The organism is Microbacterium croceum, from assembly GCF_023091245.1.
GTDB lineage: Bacteria > Actinomycetota > Actinomycetes > Actinomycetales > Microbacteriaceae > Microbacterium > Microbacterium croceum.
Window position 1 is genome coordinate 65,874 of sequence record NZ_JAHWXN010000002.1, and the last position, 26,813, is coordinate 92,686.

The window sequence follows — 26,813 nt, forward strand, 5'->3', positions numbered from 1 at the left end:
CCGCGCGCATCACCGCGCTCACTAAGCTGAGCGCATGACCTCGTCGACGGCGCTGCTCACCGACCGCTATGAGCTGACGATGCTCGCTGCCTCGCTCCGCGACGGGACGGCCTTCCGCCCCAGCGTGTTCGAGCTGTTCTCCCGGCGCCTCTCGGGCGGGCGCCGGTTCGGGGTGGTCGCCGGGACCGGACGCCTGCTGAGCCTCGTGAGGGACTTCCGTTTCGGCGACGACGAGCTGCGCTTCCTCCGCGACAACCGGATCGTGGATGCGCCCGCGGTGAAGTACCTCGAGGAGTACCGGTTCACCGGCTCGATCCGCGGCTACCGCGAGGGCGAACTGTACTTCCCCGGCTCCCCCATCCTCACGGTCGAGGGGACGTTCGCCGACGCGGTGGTCCTCGAGACGCTGGCCCTGAGCGTGCTCAATCACGACTCGGCCGTGGCCACCGCGGCGTCGCGCATGAGCATCGCCGCCGGTGAGCGACCGCTCGCCGAGATGGGCTCGCGTCGCGCGGCCGAGCACTCCGCCGTCGCCGCCGCCCGTGCCGCCTACATCGCCGGATTCGGTGCAACGAGCAACCTGGAGGCCGGGCGTCGCTGGGACATTCCGACGATGGGCACGGCCGCACACTCCTGGACCCTGTTGCACGACACCGAGGAGCAGGCGTTCCGTGCACAGATCGACAGTCTGGGCACCGGAACGACGCTGCTCGTCGACACCTACGACATACGCACCGGAGTCGAGACTGCGATCCGCGTGGCGGGAACCGGGCTCGGCGGCGTGCGCATCGACTCGGGCGACCTGCCGATCGTGGCGGCCGAGGTGCGCGCCCAGCTCGACGAGCTCGGTGCGACGGAGACGCGCATCACCGTGACCAGCGATCTCGACGAGTACGCCATCGCCGCCCTCGCAGCCTCCCCCGTGGACTCCTACGGCGTCGGAACCTCCGTCGTCACCGGTTCCGGCTATCCGACCGCGAGCATGGTCTACAAGCTCGTCGCACGCCAGGACTCAGACGGCTCCTGGGTCGGCGTGGCGAAGGCATCAGCGGATAAGGCGTCGCACGGCGGGCGCAAGGCAGCCTTCCGCACGATCGAGGACGGTGTGGCGGTGAGCGAGACGGTGGTGGTCGCCGACGGCTTCGAGAAGCTCGAGTCGCCTTCGGGGCACACAGATGGTCGCGCCCTGCAGGTGACCTTCGCGGAGAGCGGCGACATCGACACCGCCCACGAAGGCCCAGCGGGAACCTCGGCCGCGCGCGCCCACCACCTGCGAGTGCGCGAAGAGCTGCCGGTGCGGGCCCTCGCGCTCAGCAAGTCGGACCCCGCGATCCCCACGGTCTACGTCGACGTCGCCTGACAGGTCGTCGGGGCGCGCCGGTCCGCTGGTATTTGACGGGCTATCCCGTCAGCGGACCATGGACTCGTAGATCTCTTTGCACGTCGGGCAGATGGGGAACTTCTCGGGGTCGCGCCCCGGAGTCCACTTCTTCCCGCAGAGCGCACGCACCGGCTTGCCGGTGATCGCAGACTCGAGGATCTTGTCCTTCTTCACGTAATGCGAGAAGCGCTCATGGTCACCCGGTTCGAGGTTCTCCTCACGAAGGAGCTCTTCCAGTTCGCGATCAAGCGTTGCCACGCCGCCCTGATCGGGGCTGTCCAGCGGAGTACTCATCCCGTGAGTCTAGCCGCGTCAGGGTCCGCGTGGGCGGTCGTCATGCGGTCTCGACGAACTCCATGAGCCGTTCGCCGCTGCGCTCGAAGATGCGACCGCCGATCGTCGCTCCGACGACGAGCACGACGACGCCGCTCGCGATGCCGACCCAGAACGTCGCCGGCGCGTAGGTCACATCGTCGGCGATCGTCGCGACGAACAGCCAGATCGTCGGAACGCTGAACAGGATGGCGCCGAGGAACGCCGCCGCCGGCCCGAAGGCGCCGCGCGACGTCGGTCGTTGCGGCTGCTGGAACGGACTGTCGCCCGGACGCGATACCGCGTAGGGGGCGACGACCGAGACGATGCTGGAGATACCGAGAGCGGAGAACAGCAGGCTCGCCGCCAGCCCGATCAGGGGCAGGAGTAGTCGCAGGTCGCCGATGAAGACCAGCGACAGCGGGATGGCGACAGCGAGCACAGGAACCGCGACCAGCACCACCGGCACCAGCCGCCCGAGCCGGTCGGGGACACCCCGCACGCCGCTGGCGACATGCGTCCACAGCGCCGTCGAGTCGTAGGCGACGTCGTTGTGCGGCAGCCACCCGAAGAACAGCGCCATCACGGGCACAGGGATCAACGCCGCGATCTCGAGCGGAACTCCGGCCACCAGGAGCGGGAACACCGTCAGCACTCCCGCGACGGGCACGACGATGATGTTCATGATGTAGCGACGGTCGCGCAGCCAGTAGACGAGGCTGCGCGCGGCGATCGCTCCGAAGGCGTTGGACGGCAACAGACCGAACCATCCGAGACCTGTGCGTTCGCGCGCGGCGGCCGGTCGCTCGGTGGTCGTGAGCAGGCGCCGGACCAGCCAGGCCCACAGTCCCCACAACCCGCCGGCCGTGACCACAGCGATGACTCCGCTGATCCATGCCACGGCGATGTCGCCGGTCGCGATCGCGAACAGGAATCCGGGAGATGCGCCGAACGGCGTGAAGCCGAACACTGTGGTGAGGGTCTCCAGGGACCCCGGCACGCGCCCGTCCCAGCGCATCGACGCGAAGAAGACCGCGACGGGGAACGCGACGACGATCAGGGCGAGCGCGAACAGCGCCGTGAGCTCACGGGAACGCCGCTCTGGCAGGAAGAGGGCATTGATGGCCATGCCGATACGGGCCGTCAGCACCGTGCTGAGCAGGCCGACGACCGTCATGAGCACGGCGAGCGGCCATGGCGCGCCGAGCGCGATGGCCACCGCGCAGACGCTCGCGTACACGGCCAACAGCGCCAAGCTCGGCACGCTCACGAAGGCGGCGACGGTGAGGACCCAGGGCATCGTGCGCTCGTCGACGCCGAACACCGCGAATCTGCGCGGGTCGAGCTGATCGACCGCTCCCACCAGGATCGGCCCCACCAGGAATCCGAGAATGATCGCGACGCCGCCGAGCACGGTGACCGTGCGCGCGACAGGAGCCGGAGCGCCGGACAGGGAATGCACGGCGATGCAGACCGCGATGGTCAGAGCGATGAGGGCGGCCAGAGTGACGAGCGTGCGTCCTCGACGATCCCCGCGCAGCGATCCGATCAGGAGCGCGAGTCTCAGTCGGAGAACATGTGCAACCACTCGAGACCCTCCACTTCTCCGATGCCGCCCGAGAGCTCGACGAATCGAGCCTCGAGAGTCTGTCCGGCGCGGACCTCGTCGATCGTCCCCTCCGCGAGGACCTCACCGCCGACGATGATGGCGACCCGCGAGCACACCCGCTCGACCAGATCCATACCGTGGCTGGAAAGGATCACCGTGCCACCGTGTGAGACGTAGGCGCGGAGGATGTCGAGGATGACCGCAGACGACACCGGATCGACGGACTCGAAGGGCTCGTCGAGCACGAGCACTCTCGGCGAGTGGATCATCGCTCCCGCGAGCATGAGCTTCTTGGTCATTCCCGCCGAGTAGTCGGAGACGACACGGCTGAGCGCCTCCTGCAGGTCGAACGCCCGCGCCAGGTCGGCGGTGCGCTTCTCGATCACGCTCGGGGCGAGTCCGCGCAGCAGACCGTAGTAGTAGAGGAGCTGACGGCCGGTGAGCCGATCGAAAGTGCGCAGGCGATCAGGTAGCACGCCCATGACACGTTTCGCTGCCAGCGGCTGCGAAGCCTGATCGATGCCGCAGATCGCCACCGTGCCCTCGTCCGCACGCAGGAGCCCTGCCACGATCGAGAGCGTCGTGGTCTTTCCGGCGCCGTTGGGACCGACGATCCCGTAGAACGACCCTGCGGGAACCGTCAGATCGATCCCATCGACCGCGCGGTTGTCGCCGAAGTGCTTCACCAGACCGCGGATGCTGATCGCGGCGGTGCCGGAGACCTCGTGCACCTCGGCGACGACGCGCGCCGTGGCGTTCGCTCCGGTATCGGTTTTCTCGCGCGGCTCATCGGCGGGAAGATCGACCGCCGTGTCGTCGGCGTCGTTGTCCTCGCTGGTCGACTCGACGACTGGGGCCTCCGCCGCGGGGGCCGCGTCCTCGGCTGCGGCCGTCGCTTCTCCTGCTACTCCCGTATCGACTGCCGATGCCGGTGCCGGTGCCGGTGCGTCGACGATCACCGTCTCGACGGGCGCCTCCACGGGCGCGACCACCGTCTCAGCATCCTCCGCGGCCTTCGCCGCCGCAGCCTTGGAAGCGGCAGATTTCGCGGCCGCAGACTTCGCCGCCGCGGTCTTCGCAGCCGCCGTGCGTGCAGCCGCGGTCCGAGTCGCCGACTTCGTCTCGGCAGCCTTCGCAGCCGCCGCCTTCGCCGCCGCGGTCTTCGCCGCCGCGGTCTGGGCACCGGTGGGCTTCGCCGCGGTCGACTTCGCGGCCGTGGTCTTCACGGCCGAGCTCTTCGCGGCCGCGGCCTTCGCAGCCGTGGTCTTCACGGCCGAGCTCTTAGCAGCCGTGGTCTTCGCGGCCGTGGACGTGGCGCGCGGAGACGCGGACGAGGTCGATCCGGCACGGGCAGCGGTGTTGCGCGCTGCAGCGGCGCGCGCTGCGGTGGTCTTCTTCGCCGGGGTCGCGCTCGACTCGGCTTTCCCGGCCGTAGCATTCTTCGACGTCGCGGGCTCGATCACCACTTCCGCGTTGGCGGCAGCCTTGTCCGCTGCCGACTTCGCCGCAGCCGTAGCGGCCGGCTTCTTCGCAGCGGTCTTCTTCGCCGCGGTCGCCTTCGCCGCGGTCGTTTTCGCCGCGGTCGCCTTCGCCGCCGGCTTCCGCGCCGCAGGGGCACGCTTCACCGGCGACTTCTTGGCTGCTGCAGCGCTCACTCCCGCGGTCGTCCGCTTCGCAGTCGCCTTCGCGGGAGGGGTCTTGGGGTCGTCCACCTGGTCGGTGCGGTCGTCAGGGGAGGAAGTCACTGTTCTACGGTATCAACGAGCTGTGGCGAGCCTGTGGTTCCGCGCAACATTTCAGGGAATCAGCAGTGAGTTCTCCCGAGAACAGGGCGTTCGTGCGATTCTGTGTGTTGCGTGTGCACTCGGTCACGAAATGGCAACAGGGGCCTCCTGCCCCGTGGCTTCCCAGACTGAATCGCTACCATGAAATTCGGCACGAAGAAGTGTCTGGTCGGTGAACCGATCCTTAACACACCTCTTTTAGGAGCACTCGTGACTCTTCAGACCGTCATCCTCGCAGCCGGAATGGGCTCGCGACTCGGCCGCGCGCTGCCGAAGCCGCTCACCGAGCTGAGCGACGGGCGCACGATCATGCGCCAGCAGCACGACAACATCAAGGCTGCGTTCGGCTCCGATGCCCGCATCACCACGGTCGTCGGCTACCGCGCCGAGACGATCATCGACGCCTTCCCGTCGGCGAACTACGTGCACAACGAGCGATACGACGAGACCAACACGTCGAAGAGCCTGCTGCGCGCCCTCGGCGCGACCGGCAGGGGCGGCGTGCTCTGGATGAACGGCGATGTGGTCTTCGACCCGATGATCCTGGGTCGTGCCGCGGCGTTCATCGAGCGTGACCAGTCGTTCGTCACGGTCAACACCTCCAAGGTGAGCGACGAAGAGGTGAAGTACACCGTCACGGCCGAGGGCTTCATCAAGGAGCTTTCGAAGACCGTCAAGGGCGGACTCGGCGAGGCCGTCGGCATCAACTACATCTCGGCGGCGAGCAAGAAGGCGTTCATGCGTCAACTGCAGCGCGTCGAAGACCAGGACTACTTCGAGCGCGGACTCGAGCTCGCGATCGCCGAAGACGGCCTCCTGCTCGAGCCGATGGACGTCTCCGACCTGTACGCGGTCGAGGTCGACTTCGCGGAAGACCTGGAGCGCGCGAACCTCTTCGTCTGACCCACGTGCTTTCAGGGAGCCGCACCCTTTCGGGGTGCGGCTCCCTGCGTTTCCGCGGTCTGACTTCATAGGATCAGGACATGGGCCCCAAGGTGCACAAGATCCACTCCCTCCCGGATGACGCTCCGTGGGACAAGGGGGTGCCACCTGCGGGTTCTCCCGAGCATCCGTTGATGGTGCGCGGCCTCGACCGCGTGTTGTCGGTCCAACGTCCGCTCGTGCTCGCGCACATCCGCAGCATCCGGCTGCGCAATCCGCGGGCGACCCCGGCGGAGATCGTGCGCATCCTGGAACGTCGCTACCTTGCCGCTGTGACCACCGGAGGCGCGGCTGTCGGCGCGACGGCCGTCGTCCCCGGCATCGGCACGGGCATCACGCTGGCGCTCTCCGGCGTCGAGACCGTGGGCTTCGTCGAGTCCACCGCCCTCTTCGCACAGTCCGTCGCCGAGGTGCACGGCATCGCGATCGCGAACCCCGACCGCGCGCGCGCACTCGTGATGACACTGATGCTCGGCAAGGAAGGTGTCGACCTCGTCGGCCAGCTCGCCGGTCAGGTCGCCGGACGCGGTGGCAGCCGCTCCAGCTACTGGGGCGAGCTGGTCACCAAGTCTCTCCCCCGTGCGGCAGTCGGCCCGCTCGTCGACCAGCTCAAGAGCATGTTCGTCAAGCAGTTCGCCGCTCGTGGCGGAGCGTCGTTCCTCGGCAAGGCGCTTCCGTTCGGAGTGGGTGCGGCGATCGGTGGCGCCGGCAACCACATCCTCGGTCGCCGAGTGCTCACCACCTCGCATCGCGCATTCGGCGCAGCCCCCATCGATCTGCCGCTCGAGCTGGAGCCGGTGCCAGGCGCCGAGAAGGTCGAGCTGCGGATGCTCCGCGGCGCACGCTACGCCGGCAATGCGGTGGCCGGGGCTGCGGGCACCGCGGCGCGAGGGATCGGATGGGCCGGGCACAAGGTGGGCGAGCTGACCGCACGCCGCCGCCGCGGCGCCGGCGCCGAGCTCACCCACGATCTGCGCGGTGATCACGAGCTCCCCTCCGGTATCGGCGCAGACACCGCGATCGACGCTTCCCGCTGACCCGCCTCGTGCGGGTCGCCAAAGGATCGGGCGACCCGTTGTGCCGAGCATCCAACAGACGACGCCGAAGCGACGCTAGGGTGGAATCCGTGACGGACAAGCCCGACCTCTTTACCACCGCCGGCAAGATCGCGGATCTGCGCGCTCGCTACACCGAGGCCGTCGTCGACGCCGAGGAGAAGGCGAAGGAGAAGCAGCACGCCAAGGGCAAGATGACCGCCCGCGAGCGCATCGAACTCCTCGTCGACCCCGGCAGCTTCGTCGAGTTCGACGAGTACGTGCGCCACCGCACCACCGCGTTCGGCATGGATCGCTCGCGCCCCTACGGCGACTCGGTCGTCACGGGGGTCGGCACGATCCACGGACGCACGGTCGCGGTCTACTCGCAGGACTTCTCGACCTTCGGCGGCTCGCTCGGCGAGGTCGCCGGCGAGAAGATCATCAAGATCATGGAGTTCGCCCTCGACGGCGGCATGCCCTGCATCGGCATCCTCGACTCGGGCGGCGCGCGCATCCAGGAAGGCGTCGTCGCGCTCGGCAAGTACGGCGAGATCTTCCGACTGAACACCCGCGCATCCGGCGTGATTCCGCAGATCTCGATCATCATGGGCCCGGCGGCCGGAGGAGCGGTGTACTCCCCCGCCCTCACGGACTTCGTCATCATGGTCGACAAGACGAGCCAGATGTTCGTGACCGGCCCCGACGTCATCAAGACCGTCACGGGTGAAGACGTCGGCATGGAGGAGCTCGGCGGCGCCTACACGCACAACACGCGCTCCGGCGTCGCGCATTATCTGGCCGAGGACGAGGACGACGCGATCGACTATGCGCGCACCCTCCTCGGATTCCTCCCGGATAACAACATGGCGGAGCTGCCCTCCTACGAGAGCGCGTTCGAATTCGAGACCACGGATGCCGACCGCACCCTCAACACGATCGTCCCCGACTCCGCGAACCAGCCCTACGACATCCACACCGTCATCGAGCATGTCGTGGACGACGGCGACTTCCTCGAGGTGCAGCCGCTGTTCGCTCCGAACATCGTGATCGGCTTCGGTCGCGTCGAGGGGCGCTCCGTGGGCATCATCGCCAACCAGCCGTCACAGATGGCGGGAACTCTGAACATCGAGGCCGGCGAGAAGGCCAGCCGCTTCGTGCGATTCTGCGACGCCTTCTCGATCCCGATCGTCACGCTCGTCGACGTCCCCGGATATCTGCCGGGCACCGACCAGGAGTGGACGGGCGTCATCCGTCGCGGCGCGAAGCTGCTGTACGCCTACGCCGAGGCCACCGTGCCCCTCGTGACCGTCATCCTGCGCAAGGCCTACGGCGGCGCCTACATCGTGATGGGTTCCAAGCAGCTCGGAGCCGACGTCAACCTCGCCTGGCCCACCGCCGAGATCGCGGTGATGGGCGGCCAGGGGGCGGTCAACATCCTCTACCGCGGTGAGATCAAGAAGGCGGAGGAGGCCGGCGAGGACGTCGCCGCCGTCCGTACTCGCCTGGCGAACGAGTACACCTACAACGTGGCCTCTCCGTTCCTCGCCGCCGAACGCGGAGAGCTGGACGGGATCATCGAGCCGGCCAACACCCGCGTCTCCATCGCCAAGGCGCTGCGTGCGCTCCGCGGCAAGCGCTCCTCGCTGCCCCCGAAGAAGCACGGGAACATCCCACTGTGAGCGCGCCCCTCGACGAGCAGCCCCCGGCGCTCCAGATCACGCGCGGCAGCGCCACCGAAGAGGAGCTCGCTGCCCTCATCGCGGTCGTCACCGACGCGTACTCGCACGAGACGGAGGACGCGGTGGCCGAGGAGCCGCGCGTCTCGGCGTGGACGCGCACGCAGCGGTCGCTGCGCACACCGCTGCGCCGCGACATCCCCTGGGGGCGCTTCTCCGGCTGAGACGGCCTCAGAGCCGCGGCGCGGTGAACCGCAGGGTGACCAGCTGGAAGGCACGCAGATCCACCCGGGTACCTCCTGCGCTGGACAGATCCAGCGCCGTAGCCGGGATCTCCCGCTCGATCAGGTCGGTCTCGATGACCGTGTCGAACGAGAACGAGGGCGTCACCGTCGCCGATGCCCGACCGCCGTGCGCCTCGTAGAGCCGCACGATCACATCGCCGCTGCGGTCCTCCGCGAGCTTCACGGCTTCGATGACGACAGCGTCCGACGACACCTCGATCAGTGGAGCGACCGGACCCGCTCCCTTGACCGCACGCAACGGCAGGTTGAGGCGATACCCCTCCTGCACGGCATCCGCGATCGAGGCGCCGGGGCGCACGCTCACTCGGAACGTGTGCTCGCCCTGGTCCGCCTCGGGGTCCGGATACAGCGGCGCCCGCAGCAACGAGAGCCGCACCGTCGTCGCCGTGCCCCCTCCGGCACGCGGCACGCGCGTGATGTCGTGCCCGTAGGTCGAATCGTTCGCGATCGACACCCCGAAGCCGGGCTCACCGACGTGGACCCAGCGATGCGCGACCGTCTCGAATCTCGCCATGTCCCAGGACGTGTTGGCGTGAGTCGGGCGATGCACATGGCCGAACTGGATCTCGGATGTCGCGCGTTCCGTGTGCACATCGAGCGGGAAGGCCAGTTTGAGGAGCTTCTGGCGCTCGTGCCAGTCGACGGTCGTGTCGATGTCGAGGGCATGGCCCCCGGCGGCCAGCGTCAGAGCCTGCGTGATCCGCGAACCCCCCAGCTCGCGGACCACGCAGACGATCGCCGCCGATGCGTGCGGGACGATGTCGATCGAGACCACGTCCGTCACGTCGACGACGTGACGCCGGTAGTGCTCATCGATGTCCCAGGCATCCCACTGCGTCGGCGTATCGCGATGCAGCTGCAAGAGGTTCCCCCGCTCTCCAGCCGCAATCGCCTGCCTCCCGGTCGCGCGGACGACGAGTGACGTCACCAGACCCGCGTCGTCGATCGAGACCGTGAGGTGCTCGTTCTCCAACACGAAGCCGTCCGTCGTCCGCGTGACCCCCGCAGAGGCCCCAGACCTCTGCGCGGCGGCGATCCCCATCGCCGCCGCTCCCTCCCTGGCATAAGGCCCCGGGTTGGCGACGAGCTCGGAGTCGCCCGAACCGGCCACGATCGCCAAGGACCCTGCGATGATGCGCTCCGTCGAGGCGATGACCTCGGCGTAGCGACGTTCCGCTTCCCGGTGGACCCAGCCGATCGAGCTGCCGGGGAGGATGTCGTGGAACTGCTGCAGCAGCACGGTCTCCCATGCCTCCTGCAGTTCCTCGTACGGATATGCGGCACCGCGCAGCGCCGCCGCCGTCGCCCAGAGCTCGGCCTCCCGGAGCGCGTGCTCGCTGCGCCGGTTGCCCCGCTTGGTGCGGGCTTGAGAGGTATAGGTGCCACGGTGGAATTCGAGGTACATCTCACCGATCCACACCGGCGGCTCGCGGTACTCGGCCTCCGCCATCTCAAAGAAGTGCCGCGGCGAGGAGAGCAGGACCGTCGGCGAGCCCTCGAGCGAGCGCAGGCGGGATGCCGCCGCCAGCATCTCCCGGTTGGGTCCGCCGCCGCCGTCGCCGTAGCCGAACGGCACCAGCGAGGTGTTCGCCGCGCCCTTCTCGGCGTACTGGCGCTCGGCTCTGGCCAGTTCCGCACCGGTGAGCTCCGCGTTGTAGGTGTCGACGGGTGGGAAGTGCGTGAAGATGCGCGTGCCATCTGTTCCCTCCCACTGGAAGGTGTGGTGCGGCATGACGTTCGTCTCGTTCCACGACATCTTCTGCGTCAGCATCCAGCGCGATCCCGCGGCTCTCGCAATCTGCGGGAGCGCGGCCGAGTACCCGAAGGAGTCCGGCAGCCACACATCGAGCGGCTCGACACCGAACTCCTCGAGGAAGAAGAGCTTGCCCCGGAGGAACTGCCGCACGAGCGCCTCTCCGCCAGGCATATTGGTGTCGGACTCCACCCACATTCCTCCGGCCGGGTGGAAGCGGCCGGCGGCGACCGCCGTGCGGATCCGTTCGAACAGCTCGGGCTGGAAGCGCTTCATCCACGCATACTGCTGCGCCGAGGACGCGGCGAAGGAGAACTCGGCGTCCTCCTCCTGCAGCGAGAGGACGTTGGAGAACGTGCGGGCGACTTTGCGTTGGGTCTCGCGGACGGGCCACAGCCAGGCGGAATCGATGTGCGCGTGCCCCACAGCGTGCACCGAGTGCGCGGATCCGGATGCCGGCCGCGCCAGGACATCGGCCAGGGCTGCCCGCGCGTCCTGCGCGGTACCCGCGATGTCCTCGGGATCGCTGACATCGACCATCCGCTCGAGCGCGCGGAGGATCTCGGCATGCCGTGGGGACGAGGGCGACAACTCCCCCAGCAGTCCGCGCAGCACCGCGACATCCTGCACGAGCTCCCAGACCGTCACATCCCGCACCACGACATCCGCGCGACGGAAGACGTAGAGCGGCTCGTCGCCCGCGGTGTCCCACTCGCCCAGCGGTGTGGGGCGGAAGTTGCGGAAACCGTCGGCCACATCGGGGTTGGCCGCTGCCTCGAGGTAGAGCTCGATCGGATCGCCCGGCGCCCCATCCAACGGCACATGCGCGTTGCGGGGCTCGACGGCCTTGACGATGGTTCCGTCCGGCCGGTAGACCGTGCCTTCGCACTGGAAGCCCGGTTCTGCGGCGACAAAGCCCAGATCGAAGACGAGTTCAGCGTGCTGACCGGGTGCCACCTCCGGAACAGTGCCGCTGACACGCACCCACAGGGTGCTCCAGGCCCGCCCCCAACGGGTGCCCACGGAGAACGGTTCATAGTCCTGCGCCACCGCGTCGCGGAACGGTACCGGCTCTCCCGGTGCCGCCCAGGCCGCGAGTTCCAGCGCGATCGATCGGGCGTACACGGCCGGCAGCAGCCGCTCGGCTTCGAAGCGGCGAATGCGCGCCTGTACGAGTTCGGAGTTGTCGTGCATCACACGCTTCCGTTTGGAGAGAGAGGGGGATGAGAAATAATACATCGATTAGACTTATCGATGTCAAGAGCTTTCTCGACCGCGTCCGCCGCGCACCGCGCGGTCAGGTCTCCAGGAGCAGGTCGGAGGTGCGCGGCGACAGCACGGAGTCCAGCACCACGCACGCCGCCCCCACCGCTCCCACGTCATCTCCTACGACGCTCCCATCCACCGGCAATGCGTGCACGGCGCGCGTCGCGCTGAGCCGGTCGAGTCGCACCGGCATCTCCTGCAGATAGACAGGCGCCAGCCGCGACCAGAAGGGCCCGCCCATCACCACCCTGTCCACATCGAGCATGTTGGTCAGCGCCGCGACGAGCACCGTCATGTGCGCCGCTGCCTGTCGCAGCACACGCTGCGCCGCCGCGTCGCCAGAGGCGGCACGGTCGCACAGCAGGGTGAAGCGGGTGTCGACGGCCTCTGCATCGTTGACCTCCCGGTCGTCCGGGAAGACGCCGGCCGCCTCCGCCTGCTCCACGATCGCCTGAGGAGTGCACACCACCTCCACGCAGCCCCGATACCCGCACGTGCACGCAGGGCCATCGGGGTCGACGATGATGTGACCGACCTCGCCGAAGTTCCGCGAACTCCCGCGCACCACCTCACCGTCGCGCGCCAGAGCAGCGCCGATCCCGGTGCCGAGATAGATCAGCACGAAAGAGTCGTCGGGCGGACCGTGCCTGGTCCACAGCTCGCCCACCGCAGCAGCCGTCGTGTCCTTCTCCAGCGTGACCTCGAATCCGGTCGCCTCGGCGAGCACCGCCCGCAGCGGCACTCGATGCCACCCGGGGAGCTTGGGCGGATCGATCACGGTGCCCCGCGCCGCGTCCAGAGGACCAGGTGCCGCGACCCCGACGCCCGCGATCAGACCCCGGTCGACACCGGATACGTCGATGAGCGACCCGATGGTCGCCGCCATGGCGTCGACGATGTGCCGCGGATCGGCCGCGGGAGTCCGCGTCGTGATGCGCCGCACCACGGCACCGGTGAGATCGAGAAGCACGAACGTCATCACCGCGGGATCGAGATGCACGCCCACCGAGTACCGGCTCTCCGCGATCATGCGCAAGGTGACGCGGGGCTTACCAGGACCGTTGATCGTGCGCCCGGCCTCGGCGATGAGGCCGTCTGCAAGGAGACGACGGGTGATGTTCGTGACCGTCTGTGCAGACAGCCGAGTCGCCTCGACGAGCTCTGTCCTGCTCAGTCCGGTACCGGACTGGCGAATGGCTTCCAGGATCACCGACTGATTGAAGTCGCCCATCCGTGGAAGGTTGGTACCGCGACGCATTCCCATCGTCCAATCCTCCCTCATCATGCCCCGAAACGTGTCCCCCAAAATACCTACAGACAACCTTTGATCGACCGAGGAGACTAATGGGGACGCTTCGCGTTCGGCTGTTCTCTCTATCCCAGGGTAGATAGACGTAGAACGGCCACCAGCGGTCGGTTTTCGGGTAACCGACCGCATGGCGAGGGGTGGGCGGCTTCGCCGCCCCTCGCCCACTCTCTGTCCTCGACTCCGACCTCCTCCCTCGGCCGGAGCCGAGGGAGGCGTAGCACGACGTTCAGTCCGTCGTGGCCTCACGCGCGATCTCGTGCCAGAGGTCGACCGCGTCATCGTCTCGCGACGAGCCGGAGCTCGCGCGACCGACGACCGTCACCGCGACCCGAGGATCGTTGGAGGACCGGATGATCAATCGTCCCGCTTGCGCTGTGCGCAGAACCACGGCGAGCTCGTCCCGGATCTCGGCTCGACGATCCTCCGCGATGCCGTCGAGGCCGCCCTCGTCGAAGACGGTGACGATCACACCACGTCGCCGGGCGTCCTCGATCGCATCACGCACCGCGTCGTTGAGGAGATCTGCGCCGCGCAGTTCGTCGCGAAGACGCCCTTCGGCGAGACGCGCCTCCAAGCGCTCATCGGCTGTCAGGCTGCCTCGGGAGGCCACGACGCGGCTCAGCACGGGCCCTGCCACGGCGAGCGCGAACTGCGTGCGCAACCGCCTCTCACGCTGACGCACCAGCTGGGTCGCGTGCCAGGCGGAGACCGCCTGCTGGATCTCCGCCAGTCGCGCGGTGTCGCGGATCGCCTTGTCCCAGAACAGGACGAGCAGCTGAGCGACCACAACCCACATGATCGAGCCGACCAGACCCAGGTTCAGCGCCACGCCGAGGCCCAGGTAGCCCGCAGAGGCGGCCACGAGCACGGCGACGGTCAGCCATCCGACCAGGAACCGCCGTCGCACGACGCAGACGATGCCGAACAGACCGAGTCCACCGATGTACCAGGTCGCGAACGGAGCGGTGCGCGCGCTCTCATCCAGCGAGAGGGTCACCAGCGGCGGTACGAAGAGGCAGGCCAGGAGGGACAGCAACGCCGTCCACAGCGGCATCCGCACCGAGATGGCCGAGTCCCAGAGGATCGCGATGAGGACCACGACCAGGTACAGCGCGATCGCCAGCACCATCAGCACCGGCGCGGTCGGTTGCACCGTCCACCAGATGGAGCGGGCGACGAAGTACATGGCGAAACCGACCGCGAGCGAGGTGGCGACGCTGCGCACCGTGCGGTTCATGAGCGCTCCCACCCGAGAGTGACCGTCGTCCCCTGCGCGCCGGAGACGATGTCCGCCGTGCCGGCGACACCGGCCATGCGCGCGAAGATCGATGCGCTGATGCCCAGCCGATCAGGGCCGATCGTGTCGATGTCGAAGCCGGGACCGGTGTCCGAGATCGCAACGATGATCCCTTCATCCCCCCGACCTGTCGCGACGATATGGAGTCCGCGCCCCTGCGCATGCGCCACCGCGTTGCCGATCGCCTGCCGCGCAGCCAGGACGAGGGCGCGCGCCACACGTCCGGGGATCAGGCCGATGCCGCCGCGCTCCTCCACGATCGCATCGGCGCCGAGCTCCGACAACGCCCGGCGCAGCTCGATCACGATCTGCGAGATGCCGACGGGCTCGTCGCTGCCTTCCTGCGCGACGGCCGCCTCGGTGTTGGCCAGACGGGTCAGCGCCTCGCGTGCCATCGCGACCGCGAGCTCTCGAGCGCGTTCGCTCTCCGCCCGCTCCGCGGCGATGAGCGCGGCCAGCACACTGTCGTGCATCAGAGCAGACATCGCCACACGCTCCTCTTCCGCGGCCGCAGCAGCCGCGGCAGAGGCGTAGGAGGCGACGGCGCGCCCTCGCGCATCGTCGACGCCGGCTGCGACGGAGCGGAACATCCATCCGAGTGCGACGATCACGATGCCCAGGATCAGCGTGAACGAGACGTCGAAGGCGGTTGTGATCCAGAAGTCGCGGGAGAAGCTCCCCTGCACCAGCCGCACGTATCCGTAGATGAACGGCAGACCCGCCGCCCACGCGATCTGCAGGCGGATCGGGAAGGCGAGCATTGCCGCGACCACGCAGACGTTGACCAGGAAGAAGATCCACGGCTGATCTCCTGCTCCCCCCGGGGGGACCACGATCGGCCAGGCGGCGAGCGCGAGCACGTAGGAGACCGCGAAGGACCCCGCGGCGATGGAGACCCATCGGCCGAGGATGCATGCGACCAGCATCGCAGCCAGGGGGATGAAGACGACGAGGAGAACGATGATCTGCGGCACATCGCCGCGGGAGAAGGAACCGACGGCAGCCACGAAGGCCTGTGCGCCCAGAGTCGCGGAACCGATCGCCACCACGGTCGCCAGGATCCGCTCCATGCGCTTTCCTGTGAAGCGCTCGAACTCCGTCTCCGCCGTGCCGGGAGAAGGGATCTTGCTCCACGCCTCGCGGATGTCGAGCGCGTCAGTGGCCACTCGGGTCCCCGTCTGTCTCCACGATCCCGTCCTCCATCGCACGTCGCAGCAGGTCGACCTTGGTCGGTGCCGGACGCCCCACGTCCACGTACTTGACGCGGATGCGGGTGATGTTCTCCTTGGCAGTGGAGTAGGCGACGCCGAGCCGCTCGGCCACTGCCTTGAGCGGGAGCCCGGTGGCGTACAGACGCAGCACCTCACGCTCGCGCGTGGACAGCTGGGCGTCGCCGAAGTCGCGGTCGCCGTCGACCGCGCTCGCCCATTCGACGTTGTTCAGGGGCTCCCCCTGCGCGACCGTGCGGATCGCGTCGAGCACGTCATCGAGTGCCGACGATTTGCTGACCACCCCGGCGGCACCTGCGGACAGGGCTTCACGGACAGCAGCCGGACGGTCGGCCACGCTGTGGATCACAACGCTCGCACCGTCCGCCACCAGCGAGGTGACGTTCTCGATGACCGTGCTCCCGTCGCCGAGCGTGAGGTCGAGCACCACGACCTCCGCCGGTGCCGCCCCCGAGCTCTTGCGCCAGTCCAGATACGCGCTGACGGAACTCCCGGAGAAGACGACGGTCTGCGAGTCGCGCTCGAACGCGGCCTCAAGGCCGAGGCGAACGGACTCGTGATCATCGATGAGGGCGACCGTGCTCATCCACCCAGCCTAGTGAGTCGACCGCACCGGGCGAGGATCCCCCTCACCGCGCGTCACCGGGTGAGCAGGGCGACGACCTCGAAGTGGTGCGAATGCGGGAACAGGTCGAACGAACGCAGCGTCGTCACGTTCCATCCCAGACCGCGGAAGGTGCCGAGATCGCGCGCGAGGGCGACAGGATCGCAGGCGACGTATGCGATCGCCTCGGGGTCGAGGGCGTGCACGCCCTCGACCACTGCGCGCCCCGCCCCGGCACGAGGCGGATCGAGGACGACGGCCCCGGTTCCCGAGCGGCCGGTCGCGCCGTGCAGGAAGCGATCGACGCGAGCGGTCACCGCTGTGGCCTTGAGCGGCGCGAGGTTCGCCGCCGCGTGCTGCGTGGCGCGCTTGCTGGACTCGACCGTGACGACGTCCGTGGCGCCGAGGTCCGCGAGGGTCGCCGCGAACAGTCCGACGCCGCCGTAGAGGTCGTAGTGGGTGCGGTCCGGATCGACGTGTCCGTCGAGCACGCCGTAGACCGCACCATCGAGGACGGAGGCCGCGCGCGGGTGCACCTGCCAGAAGCCGTTGACATCCACGTCGAATCGGCGGTCGCCGACCCGCTCTTGCACGACCTCGGGCTCGGGCCGACGCCCTCCACGGTGCACCGGACGGGCGCCGTCCTCATGGCGGATGACGCGCACCTCGCCGTCGGCAGGTTCCACGAGATCGATGCGCCCCGCGGCCCCGCCCCGCAGTGCGAGCGCTGCCTCTGCCACCGCCGGGCGCGCGAGCGGATGTGAGCGGACGGGGATCACACGGTGGCTCCTGGCCGCGAACGGGCCGACCCGGCCGGCGTCGTCGACGTGCAGCGTGACGCGCGTGCGCCATCCCCGCCCATCGCCGGATTCGACGGCTTCGACCTCTGGGGCTTCCTGGCCGCCCCCGGCGAAGCGGTCGAGCGCCTCGGAGAGCACCTGCCGCTTGAGCGTGCGCTGATGGGCGAGCTCGATGTGGCCGAGGTCTGCGCCTCCCGGACGATCGGCGGGATCACGCGAGATGTCGGCCTCGGGCCAGACGTGCGCACGGCGGTGCGGAGAGGCATCGAGGATCTCGATCGCCTCCGCCCGCCAGAAGCTCCGGCTGTCCGCCGCCGCGTCGTGCGGATCGATCAGTCGAGCACGCACGCGCTCACCGGGGATCGCGTCGGAGACGAACACGACGCGCCCCTCATGGCGGGCGACGAAGGTCCCGCCGTGCGCGATCCCGGTGATGTCGAGCTCGAGCACGTCGGCAGAGGAAGAAGTCATTCTTCGAGGATACGGTGGTGCACATGCGCGTCTGCCTCGCCTCCACCTCTCCCGCCCGCCTGATGCTGCTGCGACAGGCAGGGATCGAGCCCCTCACCCTGTCGCCGGACGTCGATGAGGACGCTGTTGCAGCGGCGGCAGCCGAGGCCGCAGGGGCGGAACTGCCGCCGGCCGAGCTGGTGCTGCTGCTCGCGCGGGCGAAGGCGTCGGATGTGGCAGCCCGCGTCGCCGCGGAGGACCCGGAGTTCGACGGCATCGTCATCGGCGGCGACTCGATGTTCGCGCTGAACGGGCGCGTATACGGCAAGCCCCACACCGCGGCGGAGGCCACGCGGCGCTGGCGCGAGATGCGCGGGGCGACGGGCGTCCTGCACTCCGGCCACTCCGTGTTCCGCATCGCTCCCGGAGCCGCCCCGGCCGAGGTCACGGCGACGGCCGAGGCCGCGGTGAGCTTCGCCGCCGACATCACCGACGCGGAGATCGCCGCCTACGTCGCTTCCGGAGAGCCGCTGTACGTGGCGGGAGCCTTCACGGTCGACAGTCTCGGCGGCGCGTTCATCACTCGCGTCGACGGCGATCCATCGACCGTGGTCGGCATGTCGCTCTCGACGATCCGCCGCCTGGCCGCGGAGCTCGGCGTCGTGTGGACCGATCTCTGGAACATCCCGCAGTCCGACTGACTCGTAGACTCTGCGCGACGTTTCGACGTCTTTCTTGTGGAGAGTCGTCAATTGGTTCGATGCTCTTCTCGCTAGGCTGGCAACCATGCCTGCTATCGCCAAGGTGCTCATCGCCAACCGCGGCGAGATCGCCGTACGCATCATCCGTGCCGCTCGTGACTCCGGGATCGCTTCGGTCGCCGTCTACGCCGATCAGGATCGCGACGCGCTGCACACGCGGCTCGCCGACGAGGCCTACGCTCTCGGCGGAGCCACCAGCGCCGAGACCTACCTCCAGATCGAGAAGATCCTCTCCGTCGCCCGTCGCGCCGGAGCGGACGCCGTGCACCCCGGATACGGGTTCCTTGCCGAGAACGCCGAGTTCGCTCGCGCGATCATCGGTGCGGGGATGACCTGGATCGGCCCGTCCCCCGAGGCCATCGAGGCCCTGGGCGACAAGGTGACCGCGCGGCACGTCGCCGAGAAGGTCGGTGCCCCTCTCGCCCCCGGAACCCCCGGCCCCGTCTCCGGCGCTGACGAGGTCGTGGCATTCGCCGAGGAGTTCGGTCTGCCGATCGCGATCAAGGCCGCCTACGGCGGCGGCGGGCGCGGACTCAAGGTGGCACGCGAGCTCGACGAGGTCGCCGAGCTGTTCGAGTCCGCCACCCGCGAGGCCGTCGCGGCGTTCGGTCGCGGCGAGTGCTTCGTGGAGAAGTACCTCGACAAGCCGCGCCACGTCGAGACCCAGTGCCTCGCCGATGCCGCCGGCAACGTCGTCGTGATCTCGACACGTGACTGCTCCCTGCAGCGTCGCCACCAGAAGCTCGTGGAGGAGGCGCCGGCGCCGTTCCTGACGGACGAGCAGAACAGTCTGCTCTACTCGGCGTCCAAGGCCATCCTCAAGGAGGTCGGCTACGTGGGCGCGGGTACCTGCGAGTTCCTGATCGGCGCCGACGGCACCGTGTCGTTCCTCGAGGTGAACACGCGCCTGCAGGTCGAGCACCCGGTCTCGGAAGAGGTCACCGGCATCGATCTGGTGCGCGAGCAGTTCCGCATCGCCGCCGGCGGCACGATCGACTACGCCGACCCGGAGCCGCAGGGCCACTCGATCGAGTTCCGCATCAACGGCGAGGACCCGGGTCGCGGTTTCCTCCCGCAGCCGGGTCCCGTGAACGTCTTCAAGACCTTCGGGGGCCCCGGCATCCGTCTCGACTCCGGCGTCACCGCGGGCGACGCCGTATCCGGCGCATTCGACTCGCTGCTGGCCAAGATCATCGTCACGGGCAAGAACCGCGAAGAGGCGCTGGAGCGGTCCCGCCGCGCACTCGACGAGTTCGAGGTCGCCGGTCTCCCCACAGTCCTGCCCTTCCACCGCAAGGTCGTCCGCGACCCCGCGTTCACGGCGGAGGACGGCACCTTCGGCATCTTCACCCGCTGGATCGAGACCGAGTTCGACAACGACATCCCCGCGTGGGACGGCGAGCTCGAGCCGGCCCCCGCCTCAGACGGACGCCACACGGTCGTCGTCGAAGTCGCCGGCAAGCGACTCGAGGTGAGCCTTCCCGACCGCGTCGCCGTGGCCGCCGGCACCGCAGGTCGCCCTGCCGTCGTGCCGCCGTCGCGTCGCAGTCATGCGACCACGGCGAACGCCGGCGCATCGGGCGACGCCGTGAAGTCCCCGATGCAGGCGACCGTCGTCAAGATCGCGGTCGAGGACGGGCAGTCGGTCGTCAAGGGCGACCTGGTCGTGGTCCTCGAGGCGATGAAGATGGAGCAGCCGATGCAGGCGCACAAGGACGGCATCGTCGGCAACATCAACGCGGATGCCGGCAGCACGGTGTCCGCCGGGCACCAGCTGCTCACGATCAGCTGACCCTCGACCCTCCGAGACCCCGGGCGGCTCGGATCCTTCGACAGGCTCAGGCACCCGGCGACAGAAAAGGCGCCCCACCTCGGTGGGGCGCCTTTCTCGTCGGTGGTGCGTCTCAGGAGATGTACCCCAGGTGCATCGCGCGGCTCGCGTCGGTGATGCTGCTCGACAGCGACGGGTACGCCGCGAAGACGCGCGAGACCTGATCGACCGTCAGCCGTCGCTCGACCGCGACGGCGATCGGGTAGATGAGCTCGGACGCCTTGGGAGCGACGATCACGCCGCCGATCACGGTGCCGGACCCCTTGCGGGCGATGATCTTGACGAAGCCGTCCTTGATGCCCATCATCTTCGCCCGAGGATTGGCAGCCAGCGGCAGCTTGTAGACGAGCCCGTCCGCGACGCCGTCTTCGACGTCTTTCTCGGAGTAGCCGACGGTGGCGATCTCGGGGGCGGTGAAGATGTTCGAGGTGATCTTGATCAGCTCGAGTGGGATCACGATGTCGCCGAGCGCGTGGAACACCGCCGTGCGTCCCTGCATGGATGCGACCGAGGCGAGGGGGAAGAAGTTCGTGCAGTCGCCGACCGCGTACACGTTGGGCACCGAGGTGCGCGCCACCTTGTTCACACGGACGTGACCCGACTCATCGAGCTCGACGCCTGCCTCCTCGAGACCGATGCCCGCCGTGTTGGGGATCGAACCGACCGCCATCAGGCAGTGGCTGCCCTCGACCGTGCGGCCGTCCGACAGGGTCACGACGACGCCATCCTTGTCGGCCTTCACCTTGTCGGCGCGGGACTTGGACAACACCTGCATGCCTCCGCGCTTGAAGACCTTCTCGAGGACGCTCGCCGCATCCTTGTCCTCGCCGGGGAGCACCTGCTCGCGGCTGGAGATCAGCGTCACCTTCGCGCCGAGGTTCATGTAGGCCGAGGCGAACTCGGCACCTGTGACACCCGAGCCGACCACGATGAGGTGCTCAGGCAGCGCCTTCATGTCGTACAGCTGCGTCCAGGTCAGGATGCGCTTGCCATCGGGCTGGGCGGAATCGAGCTCGCGGGGCGACGCGCCGACGGCCACGATGATCGTGTCGGCCTCGACCCGGTCGAAATCCGTACCTCCCTGGCCCGTGGATACCACGATCGCCGTCGGACCCTCGAGCCGGCCATGGCCGGAGAGGATGCGCACACCGGCTTCGAGGAGCGTCGCACGCATGTCCTCGGACTGCTGACCGGCAAGGGCGACCAGGCGCTTGTTCACCGCGGCGAGGTTGATCGCGATCTCGGGCTTGAGCGGCTTGCCGTCGTCGCCCTTCGCGTAGAAGTTGACGCCGAGGTCGCTCGCCTCGGAGATCGCGACGGCGGCATCGGCAGTGGCGATCAGGCTCTTGGACGGCACCACATCGGTCAGGACGGCCGATCCACCCACGCCGACACGCTCGACCAGGGTCACCTCGGCTCCGAGCTGAGCGGCTGCCAGGGCCGCCTCATAACCGCCGGGACCGCCGCCGAGGACGGCAACGCGCTGAGTGCGCTCGAAAGTGGTGGAAGACATGGAATCCATTCTCGCGCAATCCTGGCACCCGAGCCTGCACCTTCCTAGAGTGGATCCATGCCCGAGACACACAGCAACCCCCTCGATGACCCGTCCGCGAACCCGTTCGAGGTCGCAGCCACCGCCGCCGCCGACATCGCGCGGCTGACCGGCGTCGAGAAGCACGACATCGCCCTCACGCTCGGAAGCGGCTGGGGCAAGGCCGCCGACATCATCGGCGAGACGGTCGCGACGATCCCGGCGACCGAGGTCACCGGATTCTCGAAGCCCGCGCTCGAGGGGCACGTGGGAACCCTCCGCAGCATCCGCACGCCCGACGGGAAGAACGTGCTCGTGATCGGTGCCCGCACCCATTACTACGAGGACCATGGCGTGCGCCGCGTGGTCCACAGCGTCCGCACGGCCGCCGCGACCGGCGCCAAGATCATGGTGCTCACCAACGGCGCCGGGGGCATCCGCGAGACCTGGACCCCCGGTCAGCCGGTGCTGATCAGCGACCACATCAACCTCACGGCCGACTCGCCGCTCGAGGGCGCGACCTTCGTCGACCTGACCGACCTGTACTCCTCGCGTCTGCGTGATCTGGCCCGCAGCGTCGACCCGTCTCTCGACGAGGGCGTCTACACGCAGTTCCGCGGCCCGCACTACGAGACTCCGGCCGAGGTGCAGATGGCGAAGATCATCGGCGGCCACATCGTCGGGATGTCGACCGCCCTCGAGGCCATCGCCGCCCGCGAGGCCGGCATGGAGGTGCTGGGCTTCTCGCTCATCACGAACCTCGCCGCCGGCATCCAGAAGACGCCTCTCAGCCACGCCGAGGTGATCGAGGCCGGCCGTGACGCCGAACCGGTGATCTCCGCCCTGCTGGCCCGTGTGGTCGAGGCGCTGTGAGCGAGGAGCGGCTCGCACAGGCGCGAGCATGGCTGCGGCAGGACCCCGATCACGAGACCCGCGACGAGCTCTCCGGCCTCATCACCCGCGCGGCAGGGGGTGACGAGGCGGCGTCCGCAGATCTCGATGACCGCTTCGGAGCGCGGCTCGCCTTCGGGACGGCTGGTCTGCGCGGAGAGCTCGGCGCCGGAAGCAACCGCATGAACCGGGTGCTGGTCGCCCAGGCTGCGGCCGGCTTCGCCGCCTACCTCCGCGAACGCGCCGGCGGGGCGACTCCGACGGTCGTGATCGGCTACGACGGCCGACGCAACTCGCGGGTCTTCGCGACCGACTCGGCCGAGATCTTCGCCGGAGCCGGTCTGCGGGCGATCCTCCTGCCCCGACTGCTGCCGACCCCCGTGCTGGCCTTCGCCGTGCGACACCTCGGCGCCGACGCGGGAGTGATGGTGACCGCCAGCCACAACCCGCCGAACGACAACGGCTACAAGGTGTACCTCGGCGGCGCAGACCAGGGGTCGCAGATCGTGGCGCCGGCCGATGCCGAGATCGCCGCGCAGATCCAGCGGGTCGCCGACACCGTGCAGGTACCCGCTCTCCCCCGGTCCACCGAGTACGAGATCGCGCCGGAGGCCGTCGTCGACGCGTATGTCGCGGCGACAGCGGCCGTCGCCCCTGCTCCGGCGGGCGCGGAAGGCCTGCGCTGGGTCTACACGGCCATGCACGGCGTCGGTTGGGAGACGCTGTCGCGCATCCTGACGGCAGCCGGCTACCCGCAGCCGGCGGTCGTCGACCAGCAGCTGCGCCCGGATGCCCGATTCCGCACCGTCTCGTTCCCGAACCCCGAGGAGCCGGGGGCGATGGATCTCTCCTTCGCCCGGGCGCGACGCGCGAGGGCCGACTTCATCCTCGCCAACGACCCGGATGCGGATCGTCTCGCGGTCGCGATCCCCGACCCGTCCACCGCAGAGGGCTGGCGACGACTGACGGGCAACGAGGTCGGGCTGCTGCTCGGCGCGCGTGCCGCGCGTGCCGCCGCTGGAACCCCGGGAGCCTCGCTCGCCTGCTCCCTGGTGTCCTCACCCGGTCTCAGCGCGGTCGCCGCGCACCACGGACTGGACTTCCACGAGACCCTCACGGGCTTCAAGTGGATCTCCCGCGCCCCGGGTATCGTCTTCGGCTTCGAGGAGGCCCTGGGCTATCTCGTGAACCCCGAGACCGTGCGCGACAAGGACGGCATCTCCGCAGCCGTCGCGATCCTCGGCCTCGCGGCCGAGGCCCGTGACCGCGGCCTCGGACTCGCCGACCTGCTCTCCGAGCTCGGCGACACCTACGGTCACTTCGCGAGCGGGCAGGTCTCGGTGCGCGTCGATGACCTCTCGATCATCGGCACCGTCATGCTGTCGCTGCGATCGCTGCCGCCCACGCACATCGGCACGCACGCGATCGCCTCTGCGGAGGATCTCCTTCAGGGGGCACCCGGTCAGCCGTCCGGTGACGTGCTGCGCTACCGCCTGGCCGACGGATCACGCGTGATCGTGCGCCCGAGCGGCACCGAGCCGAAGCTCAAGGTGTACATCGACGCGAAGGCGGATTCCGCCGAGAACGCCCGCGAGGTCGTCGCTGCGCTCGAGGCGGGCGTCCGCGCCCTTCTCGACGAGCGCTCCTGACGCCAGGTCGTGGTCCGCTGGTACTCGCGAGCGGACCACGACTAGCATCGGAGCATGCTGAGCCGCCACGTCACCATCACCGCACACAACGGCGTGCACGCGCGACCGGTCGCCGAGCTGGTGCGGGTGGTGCAGGCGTACGGTGACTCGGTGACCCTGCGCACCGCGGACGGCGCGGTCGTCGACCTGAGCAGCGTGCTGGCGGTGATGGACCTGGCTCTGGCGCCGGGCGATGCCGTCACGCTCGAGACGCGGGAGTCCTCGGATGCCGCCGCCGTGCTCGATGCGCTGAGCGAGGTCCTCGCACCACGGCTCTGACGGCGGTCAGCCGTCGATCACCGCGACGAGCTCGTCGAGGAAGGTCTCGAAGCTCGCGGCCCTGCGCACGATCCTCTGCACGCTCTCGCGCTCGCTGAAGACTTCCACGAGCTGCTCGAACACGGTCTGGAACGCTGCGCGGTCGCTCTCGCTGAACGCCGCGAGCGCGACGACTTGCACCCGGCCGTCGCCCCAGGCAGCGGAGCCGTCGGCGACACCGATGGCGATGGCGGTCCTGGTCGCGGTCATCTGCAGGGCATGGGGAACCGCGAGCGAGTCGGTGAACGCCGTGGATGACATCTGCTCGCGCGCGATCGTGTTCTCGATGTAGTCCTCGCCGATCAGGCCGCTGCGCACCAGCAGCCCGCCCAGACGCCGGATGATCGCCTCCTCCCCCTCGTCAGGGAGCGGCGACACGTAGGCCTCGGCGTGGAAGTAGCGCGCCAGCTCGGCGCGCAGCCGGGTCAGGCGGCGTCCCCGGCGCACTCGCCCGGCCGCGGCTTGGATGCGGTCGACGTCGGAGTCCGTCAGGAAGGGCTGGATGCGCACGAAGCGGTCTCCGGATGCCCCCGGCTCGATCGTGCTGAGCACGAGGTCGGTGTCGAAGGACGTCCAGTCGGGGTCGACGTTCGTGATCACGCTGGTCACCTCGATCGCCGAACCGAGCGAGCGGTCGACGCTGGAGCGCAGCAGCTCGTGGAGCTCGTAGTACCCGGGGCAGACGATGGTCGCCGTCAGGATCGACTCGGCCTTGCGACTGCGCTCGAGACGCCCGCCCACGTGCATCGCGATGTAGGCGATCTCGTCGTCGTGGATGGGCGCGCCCAGACGGTCGTGCAGCCCGCTGGCGATGGAGACGGCGACCTCGAAGATCATCGGGTACGACGTCTTGAGGGACCGGGTGAGCGGGTTGCGGGTGAGTGCGCTCTCCTCAGCCCTGCGCAGCAGGTTCTGCACGTGCAGCGCGAGGCGGAGTTGGAAGGTCTCATCGACCAGATCGACCTGGTAGTCGTCGGCCGCACGCTGCACCTCGGCGCGGACGGCGGCCTCGACCTCCGGGTCCACCCCGCTGCGGGCGACGTCACCCGCCGCGTCCTCTCCCGGTGCCACGATCCGCGTGAGCACGAGGGAGGCGAGATGATCGCTGTCGCCGTCACCGAGAGCCACGGCGAAGTGCTCGCCGGCCAGACGCGCGATCACTTCACCGACCTTCGGTATCTCGGCGCGGGTTCCCGAGGGTGCCGATTCCAGCGCGTGCCCTGCGGCCACGCGCTCGGCGGCGATGGCGATGTGCAGCAGCACGTCAGAGATGGCGAGCTCGTTCACGTAATAGCCGAGTTCGCCGAGTTCTCTGACCAGCGCGGATTTGAACGGAGCGACGGCGTGCGCGGAGACCGCATTGCCGGCGAGCGCGCGTCGGAAGGTCTCGGGGTGGAAGGAGGCGGCATCCATCTCATCGTGCGCAAGACGGCTGAGCAGTCGTCTCTGGGCGGTCTCGTTGCCGCGGAGCCGCACGATCTCGCGGTCCCGCTCCAGCGAGAGGTCGGTGCTGTCGATGAGCGCGCGCACACGGGCGAGGTCCGCTTCGAGCGTCGCCTCGCTCACGTGCAGGCGGTCGGCCATCTCGAACACGTCGATGCCGGCGGGCGTGTCGAGCAGCGTGCGCACGATCCCGTGCAGTCGATCGCGAGGAGCCGAGTCCCGGCTCTGACGTGCGCGGAGGGCAGCGCGGGCACCGGGGCCGGCGCGGTACCCGGCCGAGCCGGACTCGACGGCATCCCCGCCTGCCGTCCGTGCGTTCAACGCGGCGACGTAGGAGCGCACGCTCCGCGGCGTGACGCCGAGCAGATCGGCGAGGCTGCCGGCCGTCGCCCAGGAATCCTGACGGAGGAGGGTCGAGAGCAGCTGGTCCTGGCGCTGACGCGACATGATCCCTCCGACTCCTCCACGTGCTGACTGCACTGTCCTGACGTCTCTCCATGATGTCAGTTCACCGCGGGGCATGCGCGGAAACCGATGTTCCGCGGGGGCGGAAAGGAACGTGGTGGTGACGCGCCACGTCCTTTCACAGACTGTTC

The 26,813-nt window shown here is 69.0% G+C and carries 21 protein-coding genes; 10 read left to right on the top strand and 11 right to left on the bottom strand.

Annotation, left to right across the window (positions count from 1 at the left end):
• Window positions 1-34 precede the first annotated feature (34 nt).
• The gene (locus tag KZC51_RS14370) at window positions 35-1,360 is read left to right on the top strand and encodes a nicotinate phosphoribosyltransferase (RefSeq protein ID WP_247630720.1); all 1,326 of its coding nucleotides are present in this window, start codon (window positions 35-37) and stop codon (window positions 1,358-1,360) included.
• A gap of 48 nt (window positions 1,361-1,408) precedes the next feature.
• On the opposite strand, the gene KZC51_RS14375 is transcribed toward KZC51_RS14370, so the two are convergent.
• Genes KZC51_RS14375 through KZC51_RS17890 form a run of 3 tightly spaced genes read right to left on the bottom strand, consistent with a single transcriptional unit; the run spans window position 1,409 to window position 5,047 of the window.
• The gene (locus KZC51_RS14375) at window positions 1,409-1,675 is read right to left on the bottom strand and encodes a DUF3039 domain-containing protein (RefSeq protein WP_045253497.1); all 267 of its coding nucleotides are present in this window, start codon (window positions 1,673-1,675) and stop codon (window positions 1,409-1,411) included.
• A 40-nt stretch (window positions 1,676-1,715) separates the two neighbouring features.
• Entirely contained in the window at window positions 1,716-3,281 is a 1,566-nt protein-coding gene (locus tag KZC51_RS14380; protein ID WP_247630721.1) for a glycosyltransferase family protein, read from the bottom strand.
• On the bottom strand, window positions 3,257-5,047 hold the full coding sequence (locus KZC51_RS17890; RefSeq protein WP_247630722.1) for an ABC transporter ATP-binding protein: 1,791 nt from the start codon (window positions 5,045-5,047) through the stop codon (window positions 3,257-3,259). Before KZC51_RS17890 ends, KZC51_RS14380 begins: the two co-directional genes overlap by 25 nt.
• Window positions 5,048-5,296: 249 nt before the next feature.
• Between KZC51_RS17890 and KZC51_RS14390 the strand changes: the two genes are divergently transcribed.
• The 4 genes from KZC51_RS14390 (at window position 5,297) to KZC51_RS14405 (ending at window position 8,965) form a co-directional block, all read left to right on the top strand.
• Window positions 5,297-5,989, top strand: a complete 693-nt coding sequence (locus KZC51_RS14390; protein WP_247630723.1) for a phosphocholine cytidylyltransferase family protein — start codon at window positions 5,297-5,299, stop codon at window positions 5,987-5,989.
• Window positions 5,990-6,069: 80 nt separating this feature from the next.
• The gene (locus KZC51_RS14395; protein ID WP_247630724.1) at window positions 6,070-7,065 is read left to right on the top strand and encodes a hypothetical protein; all 996 of its coding nucleotides are present in this window, start codon (window positions 6,070-6,072) and stop codon (window positions 7,063-7,065) included.
• Window positions 7,066-7,154: 89 nt separating this feature from the next.
• The gene (locus KZC51_RS14400) at window positions 7,155-8,744 is read left to right on the top strand and encodes an acyl-CoA carboxylase subunit beta (RefSeq protein WP_372491801.1); all 1,590 of its coding nucleotides are present in this window, start codon (window positions 7,155-7,157) and stop codon (window positions 8,742-8,744) included.
• Window positions 8,741-8,965 carry an acyl-CoA carboxylase subunit epsilon gene (locus KZC51_RS14405; RefSeq protein WP_247630726.1) on the top strand — a complete coding sequence of 75 codons (225 nt, stop codon included), beginning with the start codon at window positions 8,741-8,743 and terminating at the stop codon, window positions 8,963-8,965. Before KZC51_RS14400 ends, KZC51_RS14405 begins: the two co-directional genes overlap by 4 nt.
• Before the next feature lie 7 nt (window positions 8,966-8,972).
• On the opposite strand, the gene KZC51_RS14410 is transcribed toward KZC51_RS14405, so the two are convergent.
• The 6 genes from KZC51_RS14410 to KZC51_RS14435 form a co-directional block, all read right to left on the bottom strand.
• Window positions 8,973-11,993, bottom strand: coding sequence for an alpha-mannosidase (locus tag KZC51_RS14410; protein WP_247630727.1), 3,021 nt, complete (start codon window positions 11,991-11,993; stop codon window positions 8,973-8,975).
• A 103-nt stretch (window positions 11,994-12,096) separates the two neighbouring features.
• Window positions 12,097-13,296 carry an ROK family transcriptional regulator gene (locus KZC51_RS14415; protein ID WP_247631294.1) on the bottom strand — a complete coding sequence of 400 codons (1,200 nt, stop codon included), beginning with the start codon at window positions 13,294-13,296 and terminating at the stop codon, window positions 12,097-12,099.
• Window positions 13,297-13,600: 304 nt separating this feature from the next.
• Complete coding sequence (locus tag KZC51_RS14420) at window positions 13,601-14,611, bottom strand: hypothetical protein (RefSeq protein WP_247630728.1); 1,011 nt, start codon at window positions 14,609-14,611, stop codon at window positions 13,601-13,603.
• Complete coding sequence (locus tag KZC51_RS14425; protein ID WP_247630729.1) at window positions 14,608-15,837, bottom strand: sensor histidine kinase; 1,230 nt, start codon at window positions 15,835-15,837, stop codon at window positions 14,608-14,610. Before KZC51_RS14425 ends, KZC51_RS14420 begins: the two co-directional genes overlap by 4 nt.
• On the bottom strand, window positions 15,827-16,486 hold the full coding sequence (locus tag KZC51_RS14430; RefSeq protein WP_247630730.1) for a response regulator transcription factor: 660 nt from the start codon (window positions 16,484-16,486) through the stop codon (window positions 15,827-15,829). The genes KZC51_RS14425 and KZC51_RS14430 overlap by 11 nt, the downstream gene beginning before the upstream one ends.
• A 53-nt stretch (window positions 16,487-16,539) precedes the next feature.
• Window positions 16,540-17,775, bottom strand: coding sequence for a class I SAM-dependent RNA methyltransferase (locus tag KZC51_RS14435; RefSeq protein ID WP_247630731.1), 1,236 nt, complete (start codon window positions 17,773-17,775; stop codon window positions 16,540-16,542).
• Window positions 17,776-17,798: 23 nt separating this feature from the next.
• Between KZC51_RS14435 and KZC51_RS14440 the strand changes: the two genes are divergently transcribed.
• Both KZC51_RS14440 and KZC51_RS14445 read left to right on the top strand, forming a co-directional pair.
• On the top strand, window positions 17,799-18,455 hold the full coding sequence (locus KZC51_RS14440; protein ID WP_247631295.1) for a Maf family protein: 657 nt from the start codon (window positions 17,799-17,801) through the stop codon (window positions 18,453-18,455).
• Between the two features lie 85 nt (window positions 18,456-18,540).
• Window positions 18,541-20,307 (top strand): acetyl/propionyl/methylcrotonyl-CoA carboxylase subunit alpha, encoded by a 1,767-nt coding sequence (locus KZC51_RS14445; protein WP_247630732.1) that lies wholly within the window; start codon window positions 18,541-18,543, stop codon window positions 20,305-20,307.
• A gap of 112 nt (window positions 20,308-20,419) precedes the next feature.
• On the opposite strand, the gene KZC51_RS14450 is transcribed toward KZC51_RS14445, so the two are convergent.
• Window positions 20,420-21,868: an NAD(P)H-quinone dehydrogenase gene (locus KZC51_RS14450; protein WP_247630733.1), complete on the bottom strand. Its 1,449-nt coding sequence runs from the start codon at window positions 21,866-21,868 to the stop codon at window positions 20,420-20,422.
• A 48-nt stretch (window positions 21,869-21,916) separates the two neighbouring features.
• On the opposite strand from KZC51_RS14450, the gene KZC51_RS14455 reads away from it, so the two are divergent.
• Genes KZC51_RS14455 through KZC51_RS14465 form a run of 3 tightly spaced genes read left to right on the top strand, consistent with a single transcriptional unit; the run spans window position 21,917 to window position 24,735 of the window.
• A complete protein-coding gene (locus KZC51_RS14455; protein ID WP_247630734.1) occupies window positions 21,917-22,750 on the top strand; it encodes a purine-nucleoside phosphorylase in 834 nt (277 codons plus the stop codon).
• Window positions 22,747-24,417 carry a phospho-sugar mutase gene (locus KZC51_RS14460; RefSeq protein WP_247630735.1) on the top strand — a complete coding sequence of 557 codons (1,671 nt, stop codon included), beginning with the start codon at window positions 22,747-22,749 and terminating at the stop codon, window positions 24,415-24,417. The genes KZC51_RS14455 and KZC51_RS14460 overlap by 4 nt, the downstream gene beginning before the upstream one ends.
• A gap of 54 nt (window positions 24,418-24,471) precedes the next feature.
• A complete protein-coding gene (locus KZC51_RS14465; RefSeq protein ID WP_247630736.1) occupies window positions 24,472-24,735 on the top strand; it encodes an HPr family phosphocarrier protein in 264 nt (87 codons plus the stop codon).
• Between the two features lie 6 nt (window positions 24,736-24,741).
• On the opposite strand, the gene KZC51_RS14470 is transcribed toward KZC51_RS14465, so the two are convergent.
• Window positions 24,742-26,664 (bottom strand): BglG family transcription antiterminator, encoded by a 1,923-nt coding sequence (locus tag KZC51_RS14470; protein ID WP_247630737.1) that lies wholly within the window; start codon window positions 26,662-26,664, stop codon window positions 24,742-24,744.
• Between the last annotated feature and the right edge of the window lie 149 nt (window positions 26,665-26,813).